Source organism: Sphingobium agrisoli (genome assembly GCF_041877245.1).
Taxonomy (GTDB): Bacteria; Pseudomonadota; Alphaproteobacteria; order Sphingomonadales; family Sphingomonadaceae; genus Sphingobium.
In genome coordinates this window covers 112,790-135,213 of sequence record NZ_JBHDJI010000008.1, presented here as the reverse complement: position 1 = coordinate 135,213, position 22,424 = coordinate 112,790, and the positions used below count along the sequence as shown (strand labels likewise).

Annotated in this window: 31 protein-coding genes; 29 read left to right on the top strand and 2 right to left on the bottom strand. The window is 64.3% G+C overall.

Annotated features, from left to right (window positions below; genetic code table 11):
• Positions 1–60 precede the first annotated feature (60 nt).
• Positions 61–2,349 carry a putative bifunctional diguanylate cyclase/phosphodiesterase gene (locus ACETPF_RS14385; RefSeq protein ID WP_373935227.1) on the bottom strand — a complete coding sequence of 763 codons (2,289 nt, stop codon included), beginning with the start codon at positions 2,347–2,349 and terminating at the stop codon, positions 61–63.
• A gap of 338 nt (positions 2,350–2,687) precedes the next feature.
• On the opposite strand from ACETPF_RS14385, the gene rpsL reads away from it, so the two are divergent.
• The 29 genes from rpsL to ACETPF_RS14240 all read left to right on the top strand — a co-directional run bounded on the left by rpsL (position 2,688) and on the right by ACETPF_RS14240 (position 21,489).
• Entirely contained in the window at positions 2,688–3,059 is a 372-nt protein-coding gene (gene rpsL / locus ACETPF_RS14380; RefSeq protein ID WP_004208728.1) for a 30S ribosomal protein S12, read from the top strand.
• 18 nt (positions 3,060–3,077) lie between these two features.
• Entirely contained in the window at positions 3,078–3,548 is a 471-nt protein-coding gene (rpsG, locus tag ACETPF_RS14375; protein WP_328281765.1) for a 30S ribosomal protein S7, read from the top strand.
• Positions 3,549–3,762: 214 nt separating this feature from the next.
• Positions 3,763–5,856 carry an elongation factor G gene (gene fusA / locus ACETPF_RS14370; protein WP_373935225.1) on the top strand — a complete coding sequence of 698 codons (2,094 nt, stop codon included), beginning with the start codon at positions 3,763–3,765 and terminating at the stop codon, positions 5,854–5,856.
• A 137-nt stretch (positions 5,857–5,993) separates the two neighbouring features.
• Positions 5,994–7,184 carry an elongation factor Tu gene (gene tuf, locus ACETPF_RS14365; protein ID WP_373935224.1) on the top strand — a complete coding sequence of 397 codons (1,191 nt, stop codon included), beginning with the start codon at positions 5,994–5,996 and terminating at the stop codon, positions 7,182–7,184.
• A gap of 206 nt (positions 7,185–7,390) precedes the next feature.
• On the top strand, positions 7,391–7,699 hold the full coding sequence (rpsJ, locus tag ACETPF_RS14360; RefSeq protein ID WP_007686587.1) for a 30S ribosomal protein S10: 309 nt from the start codon (positions 7,391–7,393) through the stop codon (positions 7,697–7,699).
• Positions 7,700–7,972: 273 nt separating this feature from the next.
• Positions 7,973–8,728 (top strand): 50S ribosomal protein L3, encoded by a 756-nt coding sequence (gene rplC, locus ACETPF_RS14355; RefSeq protein WP_373935292.1) that lies wholly within the window; start codon positions 7,973–7,975, stop codon positions 8,726–8,728.
• Between the two features lie 3 nt (positions 8,729–8,731).
• Positions 8,732–9,355, top strand: a complete 624-nt coding sequence (gene rplD / locus ACETPF_RS14350) for a 50S ribosomal protein L4 (protein ID WP_373935223.1) — start codon at positions 8,732–8,734, stop codon at positions 9,353–9,355.
• Positions 9,348–9,665, top strand: a complete 318-nt coding sequence (locus ACETPF_RS14345) for a 50S ribosomal protein L23 (RefSeq protein ID WP_328281753.1) — start codon at positions 9,348–9,350, stop codon at positions 9,663–9,665. The genes rplD and ACETPF_RS14345 overlap by 8 nt, the downstream gene beginning before the upstream one ends.
• Before the next feature lie 2 nt (positions 9,666–9,667).
• A complete protein-coding gene (gene rplB, locus ACETPF_RS14340; protein ID WP_373935221.1) occupies positions 9,668–10,504 on the top strand; it encodes a 50S ribosomal protein L2 in 837 nt (278 codons plus the stop codon).
• A 5-nt stretch (positions 10,505–10,509) separates the two neighbouring features.
• Positions 10,510–10,788: a 30S ribosomal protein S19 gene (gene rpsS, locus ACETPF_RS14335; RefSeq protein WP_328281749.1), complete on the top strand. Its 279-nt coding sequence runs from the start codon at positions 10,510–10,512 to the stop codon at positions 10,786–10,788.
• On the top strand, positions 10,788–11,174 hold the full coding sequence (gene rplV / locus ACETPF_RS14330) for a 50S ribosomal protein L22 (protein ID WP_373935220.1): 387 nt from the start codon (positions 10,788–10,790) through the stop codon (positions 11,172–11,174). Before rpsS ends, rplV begins: the two co-directional genes overlap by 1 nt.
• Positions 11,175–11,178: 4 nt before the next feature.
• On the top strand, positions 11,179–11,874 hold the full coding sequence (rpsC, locus tag ACETPF_RS14325; protein ID WP_373935219.1) for a 30S ribosomal protein S3: 696 nt from the start codon (positions 11,179–11,181) through the stop codon (positions 11,872–11,874).
• A gap of 21 nt (positions 11,875–11,895) precedes the next feature.
• Positions 11,896–12,327 carry a 50S ribosomal protein L16 gene (gene rplP, locus ACETPF_RS14320; RefSeq protein ID WP_328281744.1) on the top strand — a complete coding sequence of 144 codons (432 nt, stop codon included), beginning with the start codon at positions 11,896–11,898 and terminating at the stop codon, positions 12,325–12,327.
• A gap of 3 nt (positions 12,328–12,330) precedes the next feature.
• Positions 12,331–12,534 carry a 50S ribosomal protein L29 gene (rpmC, locus tag ACETPF_RS14315; protein WP_373935218.1) on the top strand — a complete coding sequence of 68 codons (204 nt, stop codon included), beginning with the start codon at positions 12,331–12,333 and terminating at the stop codon, positions 12,532–12,534.
• A gap of 14 nt (positions 12,535–12,548) precedes the next feature.
• Entirely contained in the window at positions 12,549–12,812 is a 264-nt protein-coding gene (gene rpsQ, locus ACETPF_RS14310; protein ID WP_253339969.1) for a 30S ribosomal protein S17, read from the top strand.
• 163 nt (positions 12,813–12,975) lie between these two features.
• On the top strand, positions 12,976–13,344 hold the full coding sequence (gene rplN / locus ACETPF_RS14305) for a 50S ribosomal protein L14 (RefSeq protein WP_066700946.1): 369 nt from the start codon (positions 12,976–12,978) through the stop codon (positions 13,342–13,344).
• Positions 13,344–13,655, top strand: a complete 312-nt coding sequence (rplX, locus tag ACETPF_RS14300) for a 50S ribosomal protein L24 (RefSeq protein ID WP_253339967.1) — start codon at positions 13,344–13,346, stop codon at positions 13,653–13,655. The genes rplN and rplX overlap by 1 nt, the downstream gene beginning before the upstream one ends.
• Complete coding sequence (gene rplE / locus ACETPF_RS14295; protein WP_066769614.1) at positions 13,655–14,227, top strand: 50S ribosomal protein L5; 573 nt, start codon at positions 13,655–13,657, stop codon at positions 14,225–14,227. The genes rplX and rplE overlap by 1 nt, the downstream gene beginning before the upstream one ends.
• A gap of 66 nt (positions 14,228–14,293) precedes the next feature.
• A complete protein-coding gene (gene rpsN / locus ACETPF_RS14290; protein ID WP_373935217.1) occupies positions 14,294–14,599 on the top strand; it encodes a 30S ribosomal protein S14 in 306 nt (101 codons plus the stop codon).
• Between the two features lie 12 nt (positions 14,600–14,611).
• A complete protein-coding gene (gene rpsH / locus ACETPF_RS14285; RefSeq protein ID WP_328281733.1) occupies positions 14,612–15,007 on the top strand; it encodes a 30S ribosomal protein S8 in 396 nt (131 codons plus the stop codon).
• The gene (gene rplF, locus ACETPF_RS14280; RefSeq protein ID WP_373935216.1) at positions 15,007–15,540 is read left to right on the top strand and encodes a 50S ribosomal protein L6; all 534 of its coding nucleotides are present in this window, start codon (positions 15,007–15,009) and stop codon (positions 15,538–15,540) included. The genes rpsH and rplF overlap by 1 nt, the downstream gene beginning before the upstream one ends.
• 1 nt (position 15,541) lies before the next feature.
• Positions 15,542–15,895, top strand: coding sequence for a 50S ribosomal protein L18 (gene rplR, locus ACETPF_RS14275; RefSeq protein ID WP_373935215.1), 354 nt, complete (start codon positions 15,542–15,544; stop codon positions 15,893–15,895).
• A 3-nt stretch (positions 15,896–15,898) separates the two neighbouring features.
• The gene (gene rpsE, locus ACETPF_RS14270) at positions 15,899–16,624 is read left to right on the top strand and encodes a 30S ribosomal protein S5 (RefSeq protein WP_373935214.1); all 726 of its coding nucleotides are present in this window, start codon (positions 15,899–15,901) and stop codon (positions 16,622–16,624) included.
• A gap of 6 nt (positions 16,625–16,630) precedes the next feature.
• Positions 16,631–16,807 (top strand): 50S ribosomal protein L30, encoded by a 177-nt coding sequence (rpmD, locus tag ACETPF_RS14265; protein WP_373935212.1) that lies wholly within the window; start codon positions 16,631–16,633, stop codon positions 16,805–16,807.
• A gap of 156 nt (positions 16,808–16,963) precedes the next feature.
• Positions 16,964–17,503: a 50S ribosomal protein L15 gene (rplO, locus tag ACETPF_RS14260; protein WP_373935210.1), complete on the top strand. Its 540-nt coding sequence runs from the start codon at positions 16,964–16,966 to the stop codon at positions 17,501–17,503.
• Between the two features lie 194 nt (positions 17,504–17,697).
• Positions 17,698–19,062, top strand: a complete 1,365-nt coding sequence (gene secY / locus ACETPF_RS14255) for a preprotein translocase subunit SecY (protein ID WP_373935209.1) — start codon at positions 17,698–17,700, stop codon at positions 19,060–19,062.
• Between the two features lie 45 nt (positions 19,063–19,107).
• Entirely contained in the window at positions 19,108–19,764 is a 657-nt protein-coding gene (locus ACETPF_RS14250) for an adenylate kinase (RefSeq protein WP_373935208.1), read from the top strand.
• Between the two features lie 37 nt (positions 19,765–19,801).
• On the top strand, positions 19,802–20,341 hold the full coding sequence (locus tag ACETPF_RS14245) for an SRPBCC family protein (RefSeq protein WP_373935207.1): 540 nt from the start codon (positions 19,802–19,804) through the stop codon (positions 20,339–20,341).
• Between the two features lie 104 nt (positions 20,342–20,445).
• Positions 20,446–21,489, top strand: coding sequence for an acyltransferase family protein (locus tag ACETPF_RS14240; RefSeq protein ID WP_373935206.1), 1,044 nt, complete (start codon positions 20,446–20,448; stop codon positions 21,487–21,489).
• Between the two features lie 39 nt (positions 21,490–21,528).
• On the opposite strand, the gene ACETPF_RS14235 is transcribed toward ACETPF_RS14240, so the two are convergent.
• Positions 21,529–22,302, bottom strand: coding sequence for a penicillin-binding protein activator LpoB (locus ACETPF_RS14235; RefSeq protein ID WP_373935204.1), 774 nt, complete (start codon positions 22,300–22,302; stop codon positions 21,529–21,531).
• Between the last annotated feature and the right edge of the window lie 122 nt (positions 22,303–22,424).

Here is a 22,424-nt window from a genome sequence, read left to right as displayed (position 1 = left end):
AGTCGAAGGTTGCGCGCGGCAAAATGATCGATCGGACTTTTGGTTCCCAAAAAAATGCCGTCAGGGCCTGCGGGCTTGCTGTTCGCCGCGAAGCAATTGCTCGACCTGATCCGCCGGCATGGCGGCGCCGAAATGATAGCCTTGGCCGCAATGGCATCCGCCCGCGCGAAGATATTCCATCTGCCGCTGGTTCTCGACACCCTCGGCCACGGTGCGGATGCCTAGGCTATAGGCCAGGTTCAGCACGGTGCGGACGATCGCCGCATCCTCCGGGTCGGTCTCCAGGTCGCGGACGAAGCGCTGGTCGATCTTGATGACGTCGATCGGGAATTGCTTGAGGTGGGAGAGCGAGGCGTAGCCGGTGCCAAAATCGTCGAGCGCGATCGCAACGCCGGAGGCGCTGAGGCTGTGGAGCGCGCGGCCGACCTGTTCGGCGTTACGGCCAAGGAAAACCGACTCGGTCACCTCCACCTCGATCGCGGACGGTGCGAGCCCGGCGTCCTTCAGCCGGCCGAGCAGCCGGTCGGCGAAGCGATCATCGATGAGGTCCGCGCCCGACACGTTGAAGGCGATCGGTCCGACGGTCAGGCCGGCCGCCCGCCATGCCGCCGCGTCGGTGACGATGCCGTCCAGCATCCGCGCGGTAATCGCGGGACCGAGTTCGGGATGCTCGAAGGCGGCCGCGATATCGCCGGGCATGATCATGTCGCCGTCGCGCGTCGGGCAGCGAAACAGCGCCTCGAAGCCGACGAGCGTGCCGCTGTCGAGCGCCACCTTGGGCTGATACCAGGGGGCGGGATTCTCCTTCGCCAACAGATGCCGCGCCTTGTCCAGCATCGCGGCCTCGCGCTCCCAGCTGTCGAGCAGCGTCGGGCCGAACAGCGCGGTGCGTCCCCGTCCACTATTCTTGGCGTGATAGAGCGCGATGTCGGCATGTTTGATAAGCGCCGCGCCATCGTCGCCATGCTCGGGAAAAATGGCGACACCGATGCTGACACGATTGTCGATCAGCCGGCCGCGATAGGAAAGCGGGGCGTGAAGCTGATCGGTGATGCGCGCCAGGATCGGCTGGACCGCGTCGGCGTCGCGCAGGCGGGTCAGCAGTACGGCGAATTCGTCACCGCCCATGCGTGCGACCAGATCGCCGGGGCGCAGCGCCTGCCGCAGCCGGACGGCGACCGCGCACAGCAAGGCATCGCCCGCGTCATGGCCGGCGGTGTCGTTGACCCGCTTGAACTCGTCGAGGTCGATGAGCAGGACGGCGGCCCGTGCCGCGTCCTTGCCGGCGGTGGCGGCGGTCGCCTGCGTCAGTGCCGCCATGAAATGAGCGCGGTTGGCAAGCCCGGTCAGCGCATCCGACATGGCGAGCCGCTCCAGCCGCTGCTCGGTCTCCTTGCGTTCGGTGATGTCCACCGCACAGGTCATGAAGCAGCTATCGCCGTCGATGACGATCGGCCGAGAGGAGAGCAGGGCGTCGCGTATGACGCCGTCGGCGCGACGGATGCGGCACTCGAAATTGTCGATCGCCTCGTTATTCTGAAGCCGTTCGTAGAACAGGTCGCGCGCCGGCATATCGACATAGGCCGCAACGACATTGTCGGGCGGCGCGTCGGTTTCGCCCGAATAGGCGTCGGTCGCCGCCTGGTTCCGGCGCAGCACCGTCCCGTCGCGGCGGGTGACGAGCAGCGGCAGCGGCACCGCCATGAACATCCGTTCCAGCGTGTCGCGGCTGGCCGCCAGCGCCGCCTGCGCCTCGCGGGCGATGCGGGTGGCGGTCCATTCCTGCCGTTGCAGCCGGTTGTTGCGCGCGATCGCGATCCACATGCCACAATGGAGAATCGCGAGCGCCAGGACGAGGCCGGCGGTGGTCGGCGAATGGGGCGACGGGGCGAGATAGCCGACCAGCAAGGCCGCGCCGCAGCCCAGGCCCCCGCCCACATTGCCGCGAAAGCTGGTCGGCACCACCAGGTAGAAGACGAGCGGCAGCATCACCAGCACGAAGATGGCGATGTCGCTGCGCGAGCTGACCAGGAAGGCGACGCCGATCGCAGCCACGACCTGCCAGGCGAGGCAGATGCGCTCGACCCGCGTGAAACTGGTCATATGCCGGCACAGCGACAGGCAATAGAGCGACCAGAGGATGACCGCGATCCGGGCGGGCACCGCCACCCAGAAATGCGGCGTGCCGGCAAAGCGCCAGTCGCTGATGAGGAAGAGGCTGCTGAGCACCGCCGACAGCAGAAAGAGCAGGCGCGCGTGCCGACGCGATTCGGGCAGGCGCGCGTTCTGGAACGCCGACTCCCGCGCCGCGTCGCGAAATTCGCCGGTGATGGGAGAGATGTCGGTCACGGCCCGCCTTCAGTGTCGAGGGGTGGGAGAATAGGGCTGCCATCGTTACGAAAGCGCTAAATTCGTGGGCTTCCGCGCTGCGTGGAGGGCGCGGCGCGCGCTGCTTGACCGGGCCGGGCGCGGTCGCTATAGGCCCGGCTGCCCAGCGGCCTGCCGTGCGAAGACTCGTCTCCCTGCGACTATCGGCTGAGCGACATTAGAGCTGAACATTGCCGGGTGCTCTTGCGGCTCCAGGGGGCTTTCGCCCGCCGGGGCCTTTGCTGTTTGGAGGAATCTTCCGCCACCCAGCACGCAAACGCGGGAATGCCGGTAAAGTAACTGAAAAGGTGAAGGGCTTCATGCCAACGATCAACCAGCTGGTCCGCAAGGGCCGCGAACTGCAGAAGACCAAGTCGAAGGTCCCTGCGATGGATGCGAACCCGCAGAAGCGCGGCGTTTGCACCCGCGTCTATACGACGACCCCGAAGAAGCCGAACTCGGCGCTCCGCAAGGTGGCGAAGGTGCGTCTGGTCAACCAGCGCGAAGTCATCACCTACATCCCGGGCGAAGGCCACAATCTTCAGGAGCACTCGGTCGTGCTGATCCGTGGCGGCCGCGTGCGCGACCTTCCCGGTGTGCGTTACCATGTGCTGCGCGGCGTGCTGGATACCCAGGGCGTCAAGGATCGCAAGCAGAGCCGTTCCAAGTACGGCGCGAAGCGTCCGAAGTAAGAAGGGGAGACCAGAAACATGTCACGTCGTCGTCGCCCCGAAAAGCGCGTCATCCTGCCGGATCCCAAGTTCGGCGATATCGTGCTGTCGAAGTTCATGAACAGCATCATGCAGGACGGCAAGAAGGCCGTCGCCGAATCGATCGTCTATGGCGCTCTCGAAACCGTCGAGACCCGCGCCAAGAAGGATCCGATCGGTCTGTTCCATGACGCCCTCAACAATGTGAAGCCGGGCATCGAGGTCCGCAGCCGCCGCGTCGGTGGTGCGACCTACCAGGTTCCGGTCGAAGTGCGTCCCGAACGCTCGCAGGCGCTGGCCATTCGCTGGCTGATCACCGCCGCGCGCAACCGCAGCGAAACCACGATGGCCGCGCGCCTGTCGGGCGAGCTGCTGGACGCCGCCAACAACCGCGGCAATGCCGTCAAGAAGCGCGAAGACACGCACCGCATGGCGGAAGCGAACCGCGCCTTCTCGCATTACCGCTGGTAACGACTATATAGGAGGCGGGGCGGCGCAGGCTGCCCCGCTTTCATGGCTTCTTAAAATCCGTTCGGTTCGAGTAGCCGTCGAGCTTGTCGAGACGGCGTATCGAGAACAATTCTCGACCGTCGCTTCTCGACTTCGCTCGAAGCTACTCGAACCGAACGGATTTTGCTAATCGCAATCTTCCACCCCGCCGGCACCCGGCAACGGAGTAAGCATCATGGCCCGCAGCCATCCGCTCGAACGCTATCGTAATTTCGGCATCATGGCCCACATCGACGCCGGCAAGACCACCACGACCGAGCGTATTCTCTACTACACCGGCAAGTCCTACAAGATCGGCGAAGTCCATGACGGCGCCGCCACCATGGACTGGATGGAGCAGGAGCAGGAGCGCGGGATCACGATCACGTCCGCGGCAACGACCTGCGTGTGGAAGGCGAACGAGGGCAAGGGCCTTGAGCATCGCCTGAACATCATCGACACCCCCGGCCACGTCGACTTCACCATCGAAGTCGAGCGTTCGCTGCGCGTGCTTGACGGCGCGGTCGCCGCGTTCGATGGCGTTGCGGGCGTGGAGCCGCAGTCGGAAACCGTGTGGCGCCAGGCGGACAAGTATAAGGTTCCGCGGATGTGCTTCATCAACAAGCTCGACCGCACCGGCGCCGACTTCTATTATTGCGTGCAGACGATCATCGACCGTCTGGGCGCGACCCCGGCCGTCCTTTATCTGCCGATCGGCGCGGAGAGCGATTTCAAGGGCCTGGTCGACCTGGTCGAAAACCGCGCGATCATCTGGAAGGATGAAAGCCTGGGCGCGGAATTCTACTATGAAGAGATTCCTGCCGACCTCGCCGACAAGGCCGCCGACTATCGCGAAAAGCTGATCGAGCTTGCCGTCGAGCAGGACGACGAGGCGATGGAAGCCTATCTCGAAGGCAACCTCCCCGACACCGCGACGCTCAAGGCGCTGATCCGCAAGGGCACGCTCAATCAGGCGTTCACGCCGGTGCTGTGCGGCTCCGCGTTCAAGAACAAGGGCGTTCAGCCGCTGCTTGACGCGGTTGTGGACTATCTGCCTTCGCCGCTCGACATTCCCGACGTTCAGGGCATCAACCCCGACACCGAGGAACCCGACACCCGCAAGACCGCCGATGACGCGCCCTTCTCGGGCCTGGCGTTCAAGATCATGAACGATCCCTTCGTGGGCTCGCTCACCTTCCTGCGCGTCTATTCGGGCACGCTGACCAAGGGCACCTATCTGAACTCGGTCAAGGACAAGAAGGAAAAGGTCGGCCGCATGCTGCTGATGCATGCGAACAGCCGCGAGGACATCGACACCGCCTATGCCGGCGACATCGTCGCGCTGGCCGGTATGAAGGAAACCACCACGGGTGACACGCTGTGCGCCGAGCGCCAGCCGATCATCCTGGAGCGGATGGAATTCCCCGAGCCGGTCATCGAACTGTCGGTCGAACCCAAGACCAAGGCCGACCAGGAAAAGATGGGCGTCGCCCTCAACCGCCTGGCCGCCGAAGACCCGTCCTTCCGCGTGTCGACCGATCACGAATCGGGCCAGACCATCATCAAGGGCATGGGCGAGCTTCACCTCGAAATCCTGGTCGACCGCATGAAGCGGGAGTTCAAGGTCGAGGCGAATGTCGGCGCGCCGCAGGTGGCCTATCGCGAATATCTGAAAAAGCCGGTCGACGTCGACTATACCCACAAGAAGCAGTCGGGCGGCACCGGCCAGTTCGGCCGCATCAAGGTGAAGCTGACGCCGGGCGAGCGCGGCGCGGGCATCATCTTCAAGGATGAGATCAAGGGCGGTAATATTCCCAAGGAATATATCCCCGCGATCGAGAAGGGCATGCGCGAAACCGCCGCCACCGGATCGCTGATCGGCTTCCCGATCATCGACTTCGAAATCCTGCTCTATGACGGCGCCTATCACGACGTCGACTCGTCGGCGCTGGCGTTCGAAATCACCGGCCGCGCCGCGATGCGCGAAGCGGCGCAGAAGTCGGGCATCACCCTGCTTGAGCCGGTCATGAAGGTCGAGGTCGTGACCCCCGAGGAATATCTGGGCGACGTCATCGGCGACATGAACAGCCGCCGTGGTCAGATCCAGGGCACCGACACCCGCGGCAACGCCCAGGTGGTCGAGGCCATGGTCCCGCTGGCGAACATGTTCGGCTACGTGAATTCGTTGCGGTCCTTCACCCAGGGCCGCGCGAACTACTCGATGATCTTCTCGCATTATGACGAAGTGCCGCAGAATGTGGCGGACGAAGTCAAGGCGAAGATGGCCTGAACTGTTTCCCTGGCCGGGCCGTGCGAGCGGCTCGGTTAGGGGCTGGTAATCTGTAAATTTGCTGCTATGGACGCGCCTTCGCGAGGCGCGGCCGAGCGGTCAGACCCAAGCTGATTTTGATTAGAAGGTAGGATAAAATGGCTAAGGCTAAGTTTGAGCGGAACAAGCCGCACTGCAACATCGGCACCATCGGTCACGTCGACCATGGCAAGACCTCGCTGACCGCGGCGATCACCAAGGTGCTGGCCGAAACCGGCGGCGCGACCTTCGTCGACTACGCCAACATCGACAAGGCCCCCGAAGAGCGCGAGCGCGGCATCACCATTTCGACCGCGCACGTCGAATATGAAACCGAAGCGCGTCACTACGCCCACGTCGACTGCCCGGGTCACGCCGACTACGTCAAGAACATGATCACCGGCGCGGCGCAGATGGACGGCGCGATCCTGGTCGTGTCGGCCACCGACGGCCCGATGCCCCAGACCCGCGAGCACATCCTGCTCGCCCGTCAGGTCGGCGTGCCGCAGCTCGTCGTGTTCATGAACAAGGTCGACCTGGTCGACGACGCCGAAATCCTCGAGCTCGTTGAGCTGGAAATCCGCGAGCTGCTGAGCAGCTACGACTTCGACGGCGACAACATCCCCGTCATCCCCGGCTCGGCCGTGAAGGCGCTGGACGGCTCGAACGACGAAATCGGCAAGCAGGCTGTCCTGAAGCTGATGGCTGCCGTCGACGAGTTCATCCCGCAGCCGGAGCGTCCGGTTGACAAGGCGTTCCTGATGCCGATCGAAGACGTGTTCTCGATCTCGGGTCGCGGCACCGTCGTGACCGGCCGTGTCGAAACCGGCATCGTGAAGGTCGGCGAGGAAGTCGAGATCGTGGGTCTGAAGGCGACCGCCAAGACCACCGTCACCGGCGTCGAAATGTTCCGCAAGCTGCTTGACGAAGGTCGCGCGGGCGACAACATCGGTGCGCTGATCCGTGGCATCAAGCGTGAGGAAGTCGAGCGCGGCCAGGTTCTGGCGAAGCCCGGCACCATCACCCCGCACACCGAATTCGACGCGGAAGTCTATGTCCTGTCGAAGGAAGAAGGCGGTCGTCACACCCCGTTCTTTGCGAACTATCGTCCGCAGTTCTACTTCCGCACCACCGACGTGACTGGCGAAGTGATCCTGCCCGAGGGCACCGAGATGGTGATGCCCGGCGACAACGTGAAGCTCGGCGTCAAGCTGATCGCTCCGATCGCCATGGACTCGGGCCTGCGCTTCGCGATCCGCGAAGGCGGCCGGACCGTCGGCGCAGGGGTTGTCGGTACGATCTCGAAGTAATATAGGACCGCAGCGGCGCGAATCGGCTGATTCGCGCCGCTCGGATTTTTCAGCCGCCTCGGATCGCCTTTCTCCGGCTTTCACCAGCTAGAAGGGCAAGATGGGGCGGATTTTATTTGTGAGCGCATTTTCGTAAATCATCGGCTGCTCCGGCTGGTTTTAGAAAATGCGCGGGTTTTTGGCTCTTTCGCATCGGTACAGGAAACATGGACAGCAATATCCGCATTCGCCTCAAGGCGTTCGATCATCGCGTGCTCGATCAGGCGACCGGCGACATCGCCGACACCGCCCGTCGCACTGGCGCCCTCATCCGCGGTCCGATTCCTCTGCCGACGCGCATCGAAAAGTTCACGGTCAACCGTGGCCCGCACATCGACAAGAAGTCGCGCGAGCAGTTCGAGGTCCGCACCTACAAGCGTATGCTTGACATTGTGCAGCCCACGCCGCAGACGGTCGACGCGCTGATGAAGCTGGACCTGGCTGCCGGCGTGAACGTCGAGATCAAGTTGGCCTGAGGCCGACAAGTCCCTGCCAACCGCGAGTGCGGCAGGGTATCGGGCATTTCCTTCGGGGAAGCTCAAACGACACAAGGGATACCGCATGGCCCCTCCGGTGAACCGGAACGGTCTATGGTCCTGGTCCCCCGTCGCCTTTCCCGAGAGGGGTCGGCATCCAACCCTGACGGGGTGATCGCACTATTCGGGTTGGGCCGCGAAGGAGTTATCCTGCGCGGTTTTTTCGTTGGATACGCCCGCTGCTACGGCGGGCCTCTATGGGAGTAATCAGTGATGCGCACAGGCGTGATCGCTAAGAAAGTCGGGATGACCCGTCTGTTCCAGGAGGACGGACGTCATATACCGGTTACGGTTCTGGCCCTTGAGGGCAATCAGGTCGTGGCCCGCAAGGAGACCGACCGTGACGGCTATGTCGCGGTCCAGCTCGGCGCGGGCGTCGCGAAGGTCAAGAATGTCGCCAAGCCGCAGCGCGGCCACTTCGCCAAGGCGGAAGTGGAGCCCAAGGCGCGCCTGGTCGAATTCCGCGTCGCCGAGGATGCGCTCCTCGATGTCGGCGCCGAGATCGCGGCCGACCATTTCATTGCCGGCCAGCTGGTCGACGTCGCCGGCCACACCCAGGGTAAGGGTTTCGCTGGCGCCATGAAGCGCTGGGGCTTCGGCGGCATGCGCGCCACCCACGGTGTCTCGATCAGCCACCGTGCCCATGGTTCGACCGGTAACCGCCAGGACCCCGGCCGCGTCTTCAAGAACAAGAAGATGGCCGGCCACATGGGCGACCGCGAGCGGACCCAGCAGAATCTCGAGATCGTCCGCACCGACGTCGAGCGCGGTCTCCTGTTCGTCAAGGGTTCGGTTCCCGGCGCCAAGGGCACCTGGCTCACCGTCTGCGACGCCGTCAAGGTGAAGCGCCCGGCCGACGTGCCCTATCCGGCCAGCCTCAAGGCTGCCGCCAACAGCAACAACGCTCCGGCCGACACGCCTGCTGACGAAGCAGCCGCTGCCGAAGCGACCGAAGGCCAGGAGGGCTAAACCATGAAGGTCAATGTACAGACCCTCGACGCCGCAGCCGCCGGTGAGCTGGAGCTGAGCGACGCCGTGTTCGGCGTCGAGCCCCGCACCGACATCCTGCACCGCGTCGTCACCTGGCAGCTGGAAAAGCGCCGCGCCCCCGCCCGCGCCACCCGCGAGCGGTCGGACGTAGCCCGCACCGGCAAGAAGTTCGGCCGCCAGAAGGGCGGCGGCACCGCCCGTCACGGCGACCGCAAGGCCCCCGTGTTCATCGGCGGTGGTAAGGCGCACGGCGCCCGCGCCCGCGACTTTGGCCACGACCTCAACAAGAAGGTGCGTGCGCTGGGTCTCAAGATGGCGCTGTCGGCGAAGGTCAAGGACGGTTCGCTGATCGTCCTCGACAGCTTCGACGTGGCCGAGGGCAAGACCAAGAACCTGGTCGCGCATCTCGCCAAGCTGAACCTGACCAAGGTTCTGTTCATCGACGGCGATGCCGTGAACGTCAGCTTCGCGAAGGCATCGGCCAACATCGTCGGCGTGGACCTGCTGCCGGCCGTTGGCGCCAATGTTTACGACATCCTTAGGGCGGATTCGCTGGTGCTGACGCGCGCCGCGGTCGAAAAGCTGGAGGCGCGTTTCAATGGCTAAGAAGGACGCCGCGACCGTGGACAACCGTCATTACGACGTCGTTGTCGCGCCGGTCATCACCGAGAAGTCGACGCTTCTCTCCGAGAATAACGCCGTGGTCTTCAAGGTCGCGAACACCGCCTCGAAGCCCGAGATCAAGGCCGCCGTCGAGGCGATCTGGGGCGTGACCGTCAAGAGCGTGAACACGCTGGTCGCCAAGGGCAAGACCAAGAAGTGGAAGGGCAAGCCCTACACGCGCTCGGACGTCAAGAAGGCGATCGTTCGGCTGGCCGATGGCCAGTCGATCGACATCACCGAAGGAGTGCGCTGACCATGGCGCTTAAGAGCTACAACCCGACCAGCCCCGCCCAGCGCGGCCTGATCCTCGTCGACAAGTCGAGCCTGCACAAGGGCAAGCCCGTCAAGGCGCTGACCGAAGGCAAGCGCAAGACCGGCGGTCGCAACAACAAGGGTCATGTGACCTCGCGCGGCATCGCCGGCGGTCACAAGCAGAAATATCGCATCATCGACTTCAAGCGTCGCCTGTGGGACGTGGAAGGCACGGTGGAGCGTCTGGAATATGACCCCAACCGCACCGCCTTCATCGCGCTCGTCAACTATCCCGACGGCACCCAGACCTATGTGCTGGCGCCGCAGCGTCTGGCCCCCGGCGACAAGATCATCGCGGGCAAGAAGACCGACGTGAAGCCGGGCAACGCGATGGAACTGGGCCAGATGCCCGTCGGCACCATCATCCACAATATCGAAATGAAGCCGGGCAAGGGCGGTCAGCTCTGCCGTTCGGCGGGCACCTATGCCCAGCTTGTCGGTCGCGATCGCGGCATGGTGATGGTCCGCCTGTCTTCGGGCGAGCAGCGCTATATCCGTTCGGACTGCATGGGCACGGTGGGCGCGGTGTCGAACCCCGACAACGCCAACACCAACCTCGCCAAGGCCGGCCGCAACCGCTGGCTCGGCAAGCGCCCGCTGACGCGCGGCGTGGCGAAGAACCCGGTCGATCACCCGCATGGCGGTGGTGAAGGCCGGACCTCGGGCGGCCGTCATCCGGTCACGCCTTGGGGCAAGCCGACCAAGGGTGCGCGCACCCGCCATAACAAGGCGACGGACAAGATGATTATCCGTAGCCGCCACGCGAAGAAGAAGAGGTAAGCGAGATGGCTCGTTCCGTCTGGAAAGGTCCGTTCGTGGACCTCAGCCTTCTGAAGAAGGCGGAAGCCGCGCAGGACAGCAATGGTCGTTCCGGTCCCATCAAGACCTGGTCGCGCCGTTCGACGATCCTGCCGCAGTTCGTCGGCCTGACGTTCAACGTCTATAATGGCCGCAAGCATGTTCCGGTCTCCGTGAACGAGGATATGGTGGGTCACAAGCTGGGCGAATTCGCCCCGACCCGCTACTTCCCCGGCCACGCCGCCGACAAGAAGGGCAAGCGCTGATGAGCAAGGAAAAGGCTCCCCGTCGCGTCGCCGACAATGAAGCGCTCGCCGTCGGCACGCAGATCCGTGGTTCGGCCCAGAAGCTGAACCTGGTCGCGGCGCTGATCCGCGGCCGCCGGGTCGAGGACGCGCTGAACGTGCTCGCCTTCTCGAAGAAGGCGATGGCGGTCGATGTTCGCAAGGTGCTGGCCTCGGCCATCGCCAACGCGGAAAACAATCACAATCTGGACGTCGACAGCCTGGTCGTCGCGGAAGCGTCGGTGGGCAAGAGCTTCACCATGAAGCGCTTCCATGCCCGCGGCCGCGGCAAGTCGACCCGGATCCTCAAGCCCTTCAGCCGCGTGCGCATCGTCGTGCGTGAAGCTGGCGAAGAAGCGGAGGCTTAAGAATATGGGTCACAAGAGCAACCCGATCGGTCTGCGGCTTCAGATCAACCGCACCTGGGACAGCCGCTGGTTCGCGGAAGGCCAGGATTATGGCCGGCTTCTGCTGGAGGATCTCAAGATCCGCCAGTATATCATGAAGACCCTGCCACAGGCCGCGATCTCCAAGGTCGTGATCGAGCGCCCGGCCAAGCTGTGCCGCATCTCGATCTACGCCGCACGTCCCGGTGTCATCATCGGCAAGAAGGGCGCGGACATCGAGAAGCTGCGCAAGAAGCTGGGCAGCCTGACCTCTTCGGACGTCAGCCTGAACATCGTCGAGATCCGCAAGCCGGAAATCGACTCCAAGCTCGTCGCGCAGGGCATCGCCGATCAGCTGGAACGCCGTGTCGCCTTCCGCCGCGCCATGAAGCGCGCGGTGCAGTCGGCGCTGCGTCTGGGCGCCGAAGGCATCAAGATCACCTGCGGCGGCCGTCTGGGCGGCGCGGAAATCGCCCGTGTCGAATGGTATCGCGAAGGCCGCGTTCCGCTGCACACGCTGCGCGCGAACGTCGACTATGCCGAAGCCGAAGCGCACACCGCCTATGGCGTCTGCGGCATCAAGGTCTGGATCTTCAAGGGCGAAATCCTTGGTCATGATCCGATGGCCACCGACCGGCTGATGCTGGAGGCTCAGACCTCCGGCGTGCGCCCGGCGCGCTGATTATAAGGTAGGTATAGCGTCATGCTGCAACCGAAGAAGATGAAGTTCCGCAAGGCTTTCAAGGGCCGGATCAAGGGCGACGCCAAGGGCGGTTCGGCCCTGAACTTCGGCGCCTATGGCCTCAAGGCCCTGGAGCCCGAGCGCGTCACCGCCCGCCAGATCGAAGCGGCCCGCCGCGCGATCCAGCGCCACCTTCGCCGTCAGGGCCGTCTGTGGATCCGCGTGTTCCCCGACGTGCCGGTGTCGAAGAAGCCGGCTGAAGTCCGTCAGGGCAAGGGCAAGGGTTCGGTCGAATATTGGGCGGCGCGGGTGAAGCCCGGCCGCATCCTGTTCGAACTGGACGGTGTGCCAGGGCCACTGGCAGCAGAGGCTTTCTCGCGCGCCGCGATGAAGCTGCCGATCAAGACGAAGGTTGTCGCTCGCCTCGGCGACACCTCCCACCTGGAGGGTTAAGCCGTGGGCAATGTAGCCGACCTCAAGACCAAGACGGACGACGAACTGTCGACCGAGCTCAACAACCTGAAGCGCGAGCAGTTCAACCTGCGCTTCCAGGCCGCCACCAACCAGCTGGAAAAGCCCAGCCGGGTGCGGGAAGTCCGCCGGACGATCGCGCAGATCAAGACCCTCCAGACCGAGCGTTCGCGCTCGGCTGCGAAGTAAGAAGGAAACACACGATGCCCAAGCGCGTGCTGACGGGAACGGTGGTTTCCGACAAGACCGACAAGACGGTGGTCGTCCGTGTGGAGCGCAAGGTGAAGCATGCGCTCTACGGCAAGATCATCCGCCGCTCGAAGAAATATCATGCCCATGACGAGGGCAACGCCTACAAGGAAGGCGAGACGGTCCGCATCGAGGAGACCGCCCCGATTTCCAAGCTCAAGACCTGGAAGGTCATCGAGCGGGTGGACACGCACAAGTCGCCCGAAACGGCGGCCTGAGGCCAGTCACCGCCGGAAGGCGCGAAAATTCGGACGCGGGGCTGGCCTTTTCATCGGGAAGGGGTTACAGGCCCGCGCTTCGTGCTTCGTATCTTCCGGTCGATTCACGAATTCGGAACCGCCGGAATTGTTTCGGTAGGCCAGACAGGAAGGAACCGGATCCATGATCCAGATGCAATCCAATCTTGACGTCGCTGACAACAGCGGCGCCAAGCGCGTCCAGTGCATCAAGGTGCTGGGCGGGTCGAAGCGTCGCTTCGCCGGCGTGGGCGACATCATCGTCGTTTCGATCAAGGAAGCCGCGCCGCGCGGCAAGGTGAAGAAGGGTGACGTGCATCGCGCGGTCATCGTCCGCACCGCCAAGGACATCCGCCGCGCCGACGGTTCGGTGATCCGCTTCGACGGCAACGCCGCCGTGCTGATCAACAAGAACCAGGAGCCGATCGGCACCCGTATCTTTGGCCCGGTCGTTCGTGAGCTGCGTGCGAAGCAGCACATGAAGATCATCAGCCTTGCGCCCGAGGTGCTGTAATGAGCGCTGCACGTATCAAGAAGGGCGACAAGGTCGTCGTCCTGGCCGGCAAGGACAAGGGCCGCACCGGCTCGGTCCTCCAGGTGATGCCGAAGGATGACAAGGTGCTCGTCGAGGGCATCAACGTCCATGCGCGCCACCGCAAGCCCGACCAGTCGAACCCGCAGGGCGGCATCGACCGCAAGCCCGCGCCGCTCCACATTTCCAACGTGGCCGTGGCCGACAAGGACGGCAAGCCGACCCGCGTCCGTTTCGAGGACCGCGACGGCAAGAAGGTCCGCGTCGCCGTCAAGTCCGGTGAGGTGCTGTAATGGCCGACAAATATATCCCGCGCTCGAAAGCGCTCTATGACGCCGAGATCGCCAAGGCGATGACCGAGAAGTTCGGTTACAAGAACGTCATGGAAGTTCCCCGGATCGAGAAGATCACGCTCAACATGGGCGTGGGCGAAGCGACCCAGGACAAGAAGAAGGTGACCTCGGCCGCCGAGGAAATGGAACTGATCGCCGGCCAGAAGCCGGTCATCACCAAGGCCCGCAAGTCGATCGCCCAGTTCAAGCTGCGCGAAGGCATGCCGATCGGCGCCAAGGTGACGCTGCGCCGCGAGCGCATGTATGAGTTCCTCGACCGCCTGATCAACATCGCGCTCCCCCGCGTGCGCGACTTCCGGGGTCTTAATCCCAAGAGCTTCGACGGCCGTGGCAACTATGCCTTCGGCATCAAGGAGCAGATCATCTTCCCGGAGATCAACTATGACCGCATCGACAAGGTGCGCGGCATGGACATCATCGTGACCACCACGGCGAAGACGGACGATGAAGCGCGCGAACTGCTGCGCCTCTTCGGCTTCCCCTTCCCGATCGAAGAGAAGCAGGCGGCCTAATCTCCTAACGGAGCAGAGGCCCCGCTTCTCTTTCCAGAAGCTAAGCTAGGAAAGAGAACTTAAGTCATGGCGAAACTGAGTTCGATCAACAAGAACGAGCGCCGCAAGAAGCTGGTGAAGAAATATGCCGGCCGCTATGCGAAGCTCAAGGCGATCGCGAATGACAAGACGGCGGACGACAGCGACCGCCTGATTGCGCGTCTGAAGATGGCGGAAGTGCCCCGCAACGGCAACCCGACCCGCATCCGCAACCGGTGCGAGCTGACGGGCCGTCCCCGGGCCTATTACCGCAAATTCCGTCTCTGCCGCGTGCAGCTGCGTGATCTGGCCAACAAGGGCCTGATCCCCGGCGTCACCAAGTCGAGCTGGTAAGGATCATTTGAGATGGCATTGACCGATCCCCTGGGTGACATGCTCACCCGCATCCGCAACGGGCAGCAGGCGAAGAAGGACAGCGTGGTCTCCCCCGCGTCCAAGCTGCGCGCCCGCGTGCTCGACGTGCTCCAGCGCGAAGGCTATATCCGCGGCTATTCCGAGGAAGTCCTCGGCAATCACCCCGGCCTGCGCATCGAGCTCAAATATTTCGAAGGCCAGCCCGCGATCAAGCATGTCGCGCGCGTGTCCAAGCCCGGCCGCCGCGTCTATTCGGGTTCCAAGGAACTGCCGGTGGTCCGCAATGGCCTGGGCATCACGATCGTCTCGACGCCCAAGGGCGTTCTGTCCGACGCCGAAGCGCGCGAGCAGAATGTCGGCGGCGAAGTGCTGGCGGAGGTGTTCTGATGAGCCGCATCGGTAAAAAGCCGGTCGCGATCCCTGCCGGGGTCACCGCGACCATCGAAGGCGGGCAGCTGTCGGTGAAGGGGCCCAAGGGCACGCTCGCCATGGCGCTGCGCGACGAGATCAGCTACACGCTGGAAAATGACGGCATCTCCGTCCAGCCGGCCAACAAGACCAAGCAGGCGCGCGCCTTCTGGGGCATGCAGCGGACGCTGGTGCAGAACCTGATCACCGGCGTGACCGAGGGCTTCTCGAAGAAGCTGCTCATCACCGGTGTCGGCTACCGCGCCAACTCGCAGGGCCGCAACCTGAAGTTGCAGCTTGGCTACAGCCATGACGTCGATTTCGCGATTCCGGAAGGCATCGAGATCAAGACCCCGGATAACACCACGGTCGAGATCAGCGGTATCGACAAGCAGCAGGTCGGCCAGGTCGCCGCCGAAATTCGTCGCTGGCGCAAGCCCGAGCCCTATAAGGGCAAGGGCATCAAGTATGACGGCGAGTTCATCTTCCGCAAGGAAGGGAAGAAGAAGTAAGATGGCAAAGCTTTCCCTCTTCGCGCGGCGTCGTCGCCGCGTCCGCACCGCGCTCAAGGCGGTCGCCGGCCACAAGCCGCGCCTTAGCGTTCACCGCTCGGGTCGTCACATCTACGCCCAGGTCATCGACGACGTCGCCGGCAAGACCGTCGCATCGGCTTCGACCCTGGACAAGGATGTGCGCGGCAAAACCGGCGCGACTTCCGAAGCCGCCGCCGAAGTCGGCAAGCGCGTCGCCGCTGCGGCAACCGCTGCCGGCGTCACCAAGGTCGTGTTCGACCGTGGTGGCTTCCTGTTCCATGGCCGCGTCAAGGCGCTGGCCGATGCCGCCCGCGAAGCCGGGCTGGAGTTCTGACATATGGCTGACGAAAACGATATCCAGTCGCAGGCGGGCGCGCCCGCCGCTGTCGAGGGCGGCGATCAGCCGACCGAAAATCGTGGTCCCGGCCGTGGTCGTGGCAACCGTGGCGGTGGCGATCGCAACCGTGGCGAACGCGGTGGCCGTGGCCGTCGCGACGACCGTCGCGGCAACCGTGACGAGGAGCAGGGCGAGGAACTGATCGAGAAGCTGGTCCACATCAACCGCGTCTCGAAGACCGTGAAGGGCGGCAAGCGCTTCGGTTTCGCGGCGCTGGTCGTGGTCGGGGATGGCAAGGGTCGTGCGGGCTTCGGCCATGGCAAGGCGCGCGAAGTGCCCGAAGCCATCAGCAAGGCGACCGCCGCCGCCAAGAAGGCGATGGTCCGCGTTCCGCTGAAGGAAGGCCGCACCCTGCACCATGACGGCCTCGGCCATTTCGGCGCTGGCAAGGTGACCGTGCGTTCGGCCCCGGCCGGTACGGGCATCATCGCGGGCGGCCCGATGCGCGCCGTGTTCGAAAGCCTCGGCGTCGCGGACGTCGTGACCAAGTCGAACGGCACGTCGAACCCCTATAACATGATCCGTGCGACCTTCGCGGCGCTGGGCGAACAGACCAGCCCCAAGTCGGTGGCGCAGCGTCGTGGCAAGAAGGTCGCCGACCTTCTGCGTCGCGGTGGCGCCTCGGCCGAAGTCGCGCAGGCCGACGCCGAAGCGATTGCGGAGTAAGACGACATGGCGAAGATCAAGATCAAGCAGATCGGCTCGCCGATCCGCCGCCCCGCCGACCAGAAGAAGATTCTGATCGGCCTGGGGCTCGGCAAGATGCACCGCGTGGTGGAGCTGGAAGACACGGCCGAAGTCCGTGGCGCGATCCGCAAGCTCCCCCATATGGTGGCAGTGGTCGACTAAAAACCGTCATCCCGGCGTAGGCTGGGATATCAGGCGGCTGGGCGCTCCTTCGGTAGGATGCGCCCGGCCTCACGAGGCCCCAGCTTGCGCTGGGGCTACGGTTTGATCCTTAAGGGTCGAACCTCCGCGCGACAAAAGCGAAAGCGAGTGCACGACATGACTTTCAAACTGAACGAACTCACCGACAATGAAGGCGCCCGCAAGGGCCGGATGCGCGTCGGACGCGGCATCGGCTCGGGCAAGGGCAAGACCGCCGGGCGCGGCCAGAAGGGCGCCAAGGCGCGCTCGGGCGTCGCCATCAACGGCTTTGAGGGCGGCCAGATGCCGCTCCACATGCGTCTGCCCAAGCGCGGCTTCAACAACATCTTCGCCAAGGACTACGCGATCGTGAACCTGGGCGCGCTCCAGAAGGCGATCGACGCGGGCAAGCTGGACGCCGGCGCGACTATCGACCATGCGGCGCTCAAGGGCGCTGCTCTCGCCCGTGGCGGCAAGGATGGCGTGCGCCTGCTCGGCAAGGGCGAGCTGACCGCGAAGGTCAACCTGCTCGTCGCGGGCGCGTCGAAGGGCGCGATTGAGGCGGTCGAGAAGGCCGGCGGCAAGGTCGAGGTGATCGAAGTTATCGCCGCCGCCGACAAGGCGAAGGCGAAGAAGGGCACCGCCCTCGCCGCCAAGAAGGCGGCGCGGCAGGGCTGATCGCCCGCCTGCATCTTGCAAGCCTGACCCCGCTGCCCGATATGGGTCGGCGGGGTCATGCATTTCGGGGGATGTCCGCTTGTCGCTTCTGTGACAACTCCCGTTCGACATGGCCGAATGGTCCCGCTAAGGGATGACCGATTCCGGCGCGGGGCTTTTGTTCCCGTTCAAGAGTGATTTGAAGGGCAGCCACCATGGCATCGAGAGCCGACCAGCTCGCATCCAATCTCAGCCTGGCGAAGTTCGGCCAGGCGACCGACCTTAAAAAGCGCCTGTGGTTCACGCTGGGCGCGCTGATCGTCTTCCGTTTCTTGAGCTTCGTGCCGCTGCCCGGCGTCGACCCGACCGCCCTGTCGCAGCTCTACAGCCAGACCAACGGCGGCATCCTCGACATCTTCAACACCTTCTCGGGCGGCTCGCTCTCGCGCATGAGCCTCATCGCGCTCGGCGTCATGCCCTATATCACCGCGTCGATCGTGGTGCAGCTGGGCGCCAGCCTCTCGCCGCAGCTTGCGGCGATCAAGAAGGAAGGCGAGAGCGGGCGCAAGAAGCTCAACCAATATACGCGCTACGGCACGGTCGGTCTCACCGCCGTGCAGGGCTATTTCATCGCGGTCGGCCTCGAAGGCTTCGGCGCGCAGCAGGGGATGCAGGCGGTGGTCGATCCCGGCCTGCTGTTCCGCCTGACCGCCGTGGTCTCGCTGATCGGCGGCACCATGTTCCTGATGTGGCTGGGCGAGCAGATCACCTCGCGCGGCATCGGCAACGGCACCTCGCTCATCATCATGGCGGGCATTGTCGCGCAATTGCCGGTGACGCTTAGCAACCTCTTCAAATCGGGCAGCGAAGGCTCGATTTCGGGCCTGCTGATCTTCGTCATCGTCGTCGCGCTGATGGGCCTCGTCCTGCTGATCTGCTTCATGGAGCGCGCCCAGCGCCGCGTCCTCATCCAATATCCCAAGCGCCAGACGCGCCAGGGGCTGATGCAGGCCGATCGCAGCCATCTGCCCTTGAAGGTCAACACCGCCGGCGTCATCCCGCCGATCTTCGCCAGTTCGCTGCTGCTGATGCCGCTCACCATCTCGCAGTTCGCGGGTCAGACGGTCGCGGGCGAAAGCCGCTGGGGCGATTTCGTGCTGACGCTGAACCAATATCTGGCGCACGGCAGCCCGGTCTATATGGCGCTCTATGGCCTCGGCATCGTCTTCTTCTGCTTCTTCTACACCGCCGTGGTGTTCAACCCGGAAGAGACGGCCGACAATTTGAAGCGCAACGGCGGCTTCATCCCCGGTATCCGTCCGGGCAAGAACACCGAAAACTATCTCGACTATGTGTTGACGCGCATCACGGTCATAGGCGCGGCCTATCTGGCCTTCATCTGCCTGGTGCCGGAATTCGCGATCGCGCGTGCGGGAATTCCCTTCTACCTTGGTGGGACTAGCCTGCTGATCGTGGTCAATGTAACGGTCGATACCGTGACCCAGATCCAGAGCCACCTGCTCGCCCATCAATATGGCGATCTGATCAAGAAGGCGAAGCTGAAGGGCCGTCTGCGTTAAGCGGCGTCCTTTCATTCAGCGCACGAACAGGGGAGTATGCGCGCGATGAACATCATTCTGCTTGGCCCTCCGGGCGCGGGGAAGGGGACGCAGGCGACCCGCCTGGTCGACAACCGGGGCATGGTGCAACTGTCCACCGGCGATATGCTGCGCGCCGCGGTAAAGGCGGGCACGCCCATCGGCCTCAAGGCGAAGGCCGTGATGGAGGCGGGCGAACTGGTCTCCGACGAGATCGTTTCGGGCATCATCGGCGAAGCGCTCGACGCCCTGTCGCCGGACACCGGCGTGATCTTCGACGGCTATCCCCGTACCGAGGCGCAGGCCCATTCGCTCGACACCATCCTGTCGGACCGCGACCGCACGCTCGACCACGTGATCGAACTGGAAGTGGACGAGGACGCGCTGGTCGAGCGCATCACCGGCCGCTTCACCTGCGCCACCTGCGGTGCTGGCTACCATGACAGCTTCCACCAGCCCAAAGTCGAGGGCGAGTGCGACAAGTGCCACGGCCACGACTTCAAGCGCCGTCCCGACGACAATGAGGACACGGTCCGCACCCGCATGGCCGAATATCGCGCCAAGACCGCACCGATCCTGCCGCTCTACGAGAGCCGCGGCATCGTCTCGCGCGTCGACGGGATGGCCGACATGGACGATGTGACGACCGCCGTCGCGGCCATCTTGGACGGCGGCGCAGCCTGAGCTAGGCTGTCTCCCCGGCAATTGGGGGGGATGGATCATGCGTATCTGGGGTTATCTGGCATGGGCCGGGGCGGCGATGGCCGTTCCGGCCCATGCGGCCGTCACGGCCAGCGGCGAGAGCGGCTTCGTCAGCGAGAATGAGGTGACGATCGCCGCCGACGCGGCGACCGTTTACGCGCTGATCGCCACGCCGGGCCGCTGGTGGAGCGACGCGCACACCTACAGCGGTGATTCGGTGAACATGACGATCGATGCGCGCGCCGGCGGCTGCTTCTGGGAAACCATCCCCGCAAAGGCTGGCGCGGCCGGATCGGTCGAGCATGGTCGCGTGATTTACGCGGCGCCGGGAAAGCGATTGCGCCTCTCGGCCGCGCTCGGCCCGCTTCAGTCGGAGGCGGCGGTCGGCACGTTGGATCTGGCGATCACGCCATCGGGCAACGGCGTCTCGGTCGTGATGACCTATGTCGTGGGCGGCTATATACGCGGCGGCACGGCGAAGCTCGCGCCGCTGGTCGATCAGGTTCTGGTTGAGCAGTTGGCCGGCCTTAAGCGCGCGGCGGAAGCCCCGGTACGCTGACGAACGTCCCGTCCAGCAAAAAAGCAGCAAAGAAAAATCCCGCGACCGCGGCCATTAACTACGATCTTAACGGATTCGTTGCTGGCTCGTTGCTATGACGCGGCATGGCTGGACCGACCCTTGCCCGTGGCCGCTTGACGGAACTGGACGCGCTGCGTGGCATAGGCGCGCTGTGCGTGCTGGTGTTCCATTATTCCACGCGCTTCCACGAACTGTTCCCGCAGGCAGCGCATGTGCCCTTCAGCTTCCCCGGCGGCAATTACCGCGTGCTGCTGTTCTTCACCATCTCGGGCTTCGCCATCTTCTTCACGCTGGATCGGATCGCGACGGTGGCGGACTTCATCGTCAACCGCTTCGCGCGCCTTTATCCGGCCTATATCGTCGCGATGCTGATGACGCTGGGGATCGAATATCTGGCGCAGGCGACCCAGTTGCTGGTCGGCCCCTTCGCGATCCTCGCCAACCTCACCATGTTGCAGGGCTTCGCCTTCATCCCCGAAGTAGATGGCGCCTATTGGACGCTGACGGTCGAGATCGCCTTCTACGTGTGCATGATCGCGATCTGGAAATTCGCCGGGCTGAGGCGGCTGGAGCCGGTGCTCGCCGCTTGGCTCATGATCCGCTGGCTCTACTGGGCCTGGCCCGACATGCCCGAGCGTATCATCATGCTGCTGGTGCTGCGCTACACGCCCTTCTTCGTGCTGGGAATGCTCGCCTATCGCCTCTGGCGCGGGCAGCGCAGCCTGCGGCAGCAAGCCCCCTATGCCGCGCTGGCCCTGGCCTCGGTCGCGACGATGGAGACGTGGGACGTAACCCTGGTCGCCTGCGCGCTGCTGGCGGCCTTCCTCGCGCTGATCCACGGGCATCTGCGCTTCATCGCCATCCGCCCGCTCGTCTGGCTGGGCGGGATCAGCTACAGCTTCTACCTCATCCACCAAAATGTCGGCTTCGTCGTGATGCTGGAATGCGCGCGCGCCGGCTACAGCCCCTGGATCGGCTTCGCCGCCGCCTTTCTGGTCGCGCTGACGCTCGGCACCGCGATCAATCGCGTGGTGGAGCAGCCGGCGGGCGAGGCGATCCTCGCATGGTGGAAAAGGCGGCGGGAAGGCCGCCGCCTCATGCCTGCCCCGGCGCCGAGCCGGGGATGACCAAAAGGGGCTCTGCCGACTGGCAGCGCCCCATTCTCCTTACTGTGCCACGGGCGCCGCCGCCGCCGCATTTTCCGGCAGGCCGCCCAGTTGCGTCACCAGCTTGGTGTAGGCGTCGAGATAGGCGAGCACGATCACCTGGCCGATGTCGGTATTCTGGTATCCGCCGCCACCGGCCGCGCCCAGGCCACCCATCCAGCCCAGGCCGCCACCGCCGCCGAAGCTCAGGTCCGACTTGCGGAAATAGCCTTCGACCAGCGCCTCTTCCTCGGTCGTGCGGGCGTTCACCACCGACAGGGTGACGTTCGCTTCCTTCTTCTTGATCGAAATGCCACCCAGCAGCGCGCCGCCGACGCGGCCGCCCAGCATCCCGCCGATCAGGCCGCCAAACGCATTGCCGCCGCTGTTGTTGTTGGTCGTGACGATGTCGGGCTGAAGGAAATAGTCGGCCGCCTTGACCTGACCCTTGCCCAGATTGGAACCGGCCTGAAGCTCACCCGAATCGGCCATAGCCCGCTCCATGTTGCGGCTTGCCATGGACCGGCCGCGATTGACGAGGCCGAAGCAGCCCGATTGCTGCACGAACAGCTTGATGATCGCCTCGGGGCTGCCCAGGCTCAGTTCGCGCCACCATTGATTGTCGGGTTCGACGATGGCGACAGTGCCGAGCCGCTTGGTGCAGCGGGGAATTTCCATCTGCTTTTTCACTTGCGCCTGGCGGCCGGACGAACCTTTCTTGTCCTCCGCCATCGCCTGCGGCATCGTCAGCGACAAACACAGCGCCGTCGCGGCCAGCATCTTCAATCCACGCATTTCAGGAACCCCCGTTCATCATCGGATAGAGAGAATGTCATGCGCCCCGTTTTCTTGTGCGCGGGTCTCTATCACAGCAGGGGCGGGGTTCCAAGCAAGCGGGCAGGGATTACGGCCCTTGT

Bases quoted from the DNA above. Each gene is read 5' to 3' on its own strand.
- rpsL (WP_004208728.1), top strand. From the start codon at position 2,688: ATGCCAACGATCAACCAGCTGGTCCGCAAGGGCCGCGAACTGCAGAAG.
- rpsG (WP_328281765.1), top strand. From the start codon at position 3,078: ATGTCACGTCGTCGTCGCCCCGAAAAGCGCGTCATCCTGCCGGATCCC.
- fusA (WP_373935225.1), top strand. From the start codon at position 3,763: ATGGCCCGCAGCCATCCGCTCGAACGCTATCGTAATTTCGGCATCATG.
- tuf (WP_373935224.1), top strand. From the start codon at position 5,994: ATGGCTAAGGCTAAGTTTGAGCGGAACAAGCCGCACTGCAACATCGGC.
- rpsJ (WP_007686587.1), top strand. From the start codon at position 7,391: ATGGACAGCAATATCCGCATTCGCCTCAAGGCGTTCGATCATCGCGTG.
- rplC (WP_373935292.1), top strand. From the start codon at position 7,973: ATGCGCACAGGCGTGATCGCTAAGAAAGTCGGGATGACCCGTCTGTTC.
- rplD (WP_373935223.1), top strand. From the start codon at position 8,732: ATGAAGGTCAATGTACAGACCCTCGACGCCGCAGCCGCCGGTGAGCTG.
- ACETPF_RS14345 (WP_328281753.1), top strand. From the start codon at position 9,348: ATGGCTAAGAAGGACGCCGCGACCGTGGACAACCGTCATTACGACGTC.
- rplB (WP_373935221.1), top strand. From the start codon at position 9,668: ATGGCGCTTAAGAGCTACAACCCGACCAGCCCCGCCCAGCGCGGCCTG.
- rpsS (WP_328281749.1), top strand. From the start codon at position 10,510: ATGGCTCGTTCCGTCTGGAAAGGTCCGTTCGTGGACCTCAGCCTTCTG.
- rplV (WP_373935220.1), top strand. From the start codon at position 10,788: ATGAGCAAGGAAAAGGCTCCCCGTCGCGTCGCCGACAATGAAGCGCTC.
- rpsC (WP_373935219.1), top strand. From the start codon at position 11,179: ATGGGTCACAAGAGCAACCCGATCGGTCTGCGGCTTCAGATCAACCGC.
- rplP (WP_328281744.1), top strand. From the start codon at position 11,896: ATGCTGCAACCGAAGAAGATGAAGTTCCGCAAGGCTTTCAAGGGCCGG.
- rpsQ (WP_253339969.1), top strand. From the start codon at position 12,549: ATGCCCAAGCGCGTGCTGACGGGAACGGTGGTTTCCGACAAGACCGAC.
- rplN (WP_066700946.1), top strand. From the start codon at position 12,976: ATGATCCAGATGCAATCCAATCTTGACGTCGCTGACAACAGCGGCGCC.
- rplX (WP_253339967.1), top strand. From the start codon at position 13,344: ATGAGCGCTGCACGTATCAAGAAGGGCGACAAGGTCGTCGTCCTGGCC.
- rplE (WP_066769614.1), top strand. From the start codon at position 13,655: ATGGCCGACAAATATATCCCGCGCTCGAAAGCGCTCTATGACGCCGAG.
- rpsN (WP_373935217.1), top strand. From the start codon at position 14,294: ATGGCGAAACTGAGTTCGATCAACAAGAACGAGCGCCGCAAGAAGCTG.
- rpsH (WP_328281733.1), top strand. From the start codon at position 14,612: ATGGCATTGACCGATCCCCTGGGTGACATGCTCACCCGCATCCGCAAC.
- rplF (WP_373935216.1), top strand. From the start codon at position 15,007: ATGAGCCGCATCGGTAAAAAGCCGGTCGCGATCCCTGCCGGGGTCACC.
- rplR (WP_373935215.1), top strand. From the start codon at position 15,542: ATGGCAAAGCTTTCCCTCTTCGCGCGGCGTCGTCGCCGCGTCCGCACC.
- rpsE (WP_373935214.1), top strand. From the start codon at position 15,899: ATGGCTGACGAAAACGATATCCAGTCGCAGGCGGGCGCGCCCGCCGCT.
- rpmD (WP_373935212.1), top strand. From the start codon at position 16,631: ATGGCGAAGATCAAGATCAAGCAGATCGGCTCGCCGATCCGCCGCCCC.
- rplO (WP_373935210.1), top strand. From the start codon at position 16,964: ATGACTTTCAAACTGAACGAACTCACCGACAATGAAGGCGCCCGCAAG.
- secY (WP_373935209.1), top strand. From the start codon at position 17,698: ATGGCATCGAGAGCCGACCAGCTCGCATCCAATCTCAGCCTGGCGAAG.
- ACETPF_RS14250 (WP_373935208.1), top strand. From the start codon at position 19,108: ATGAACATCATTCTGCTTGGCCCTCCGGGCGCGGGGAAGGGGACGCAG.
- ACETPF_RS14245 (WP_373935207.1), top strand. From the start codon at position 19,802: ATGCGTATCTGGGGTTATCTGGCATGGGCCGGGGCGGCGATGGCCGTT.
- ACETPF_RS14240 (WP_373935206.1), top strand. From the start codon at position 20,446: ATGGCTGGACCGACCCTTGCCCGTGGCCGCTTGACGGAACTGGACGCG.
- ACETPF_RS14235 (WP_373935204.1), bottom strand. From the start codon at position 22,302: ATGCGTGGATTGAAGATGCTGGCCGCGACGGCGCTGTGTTTGTCGCTG.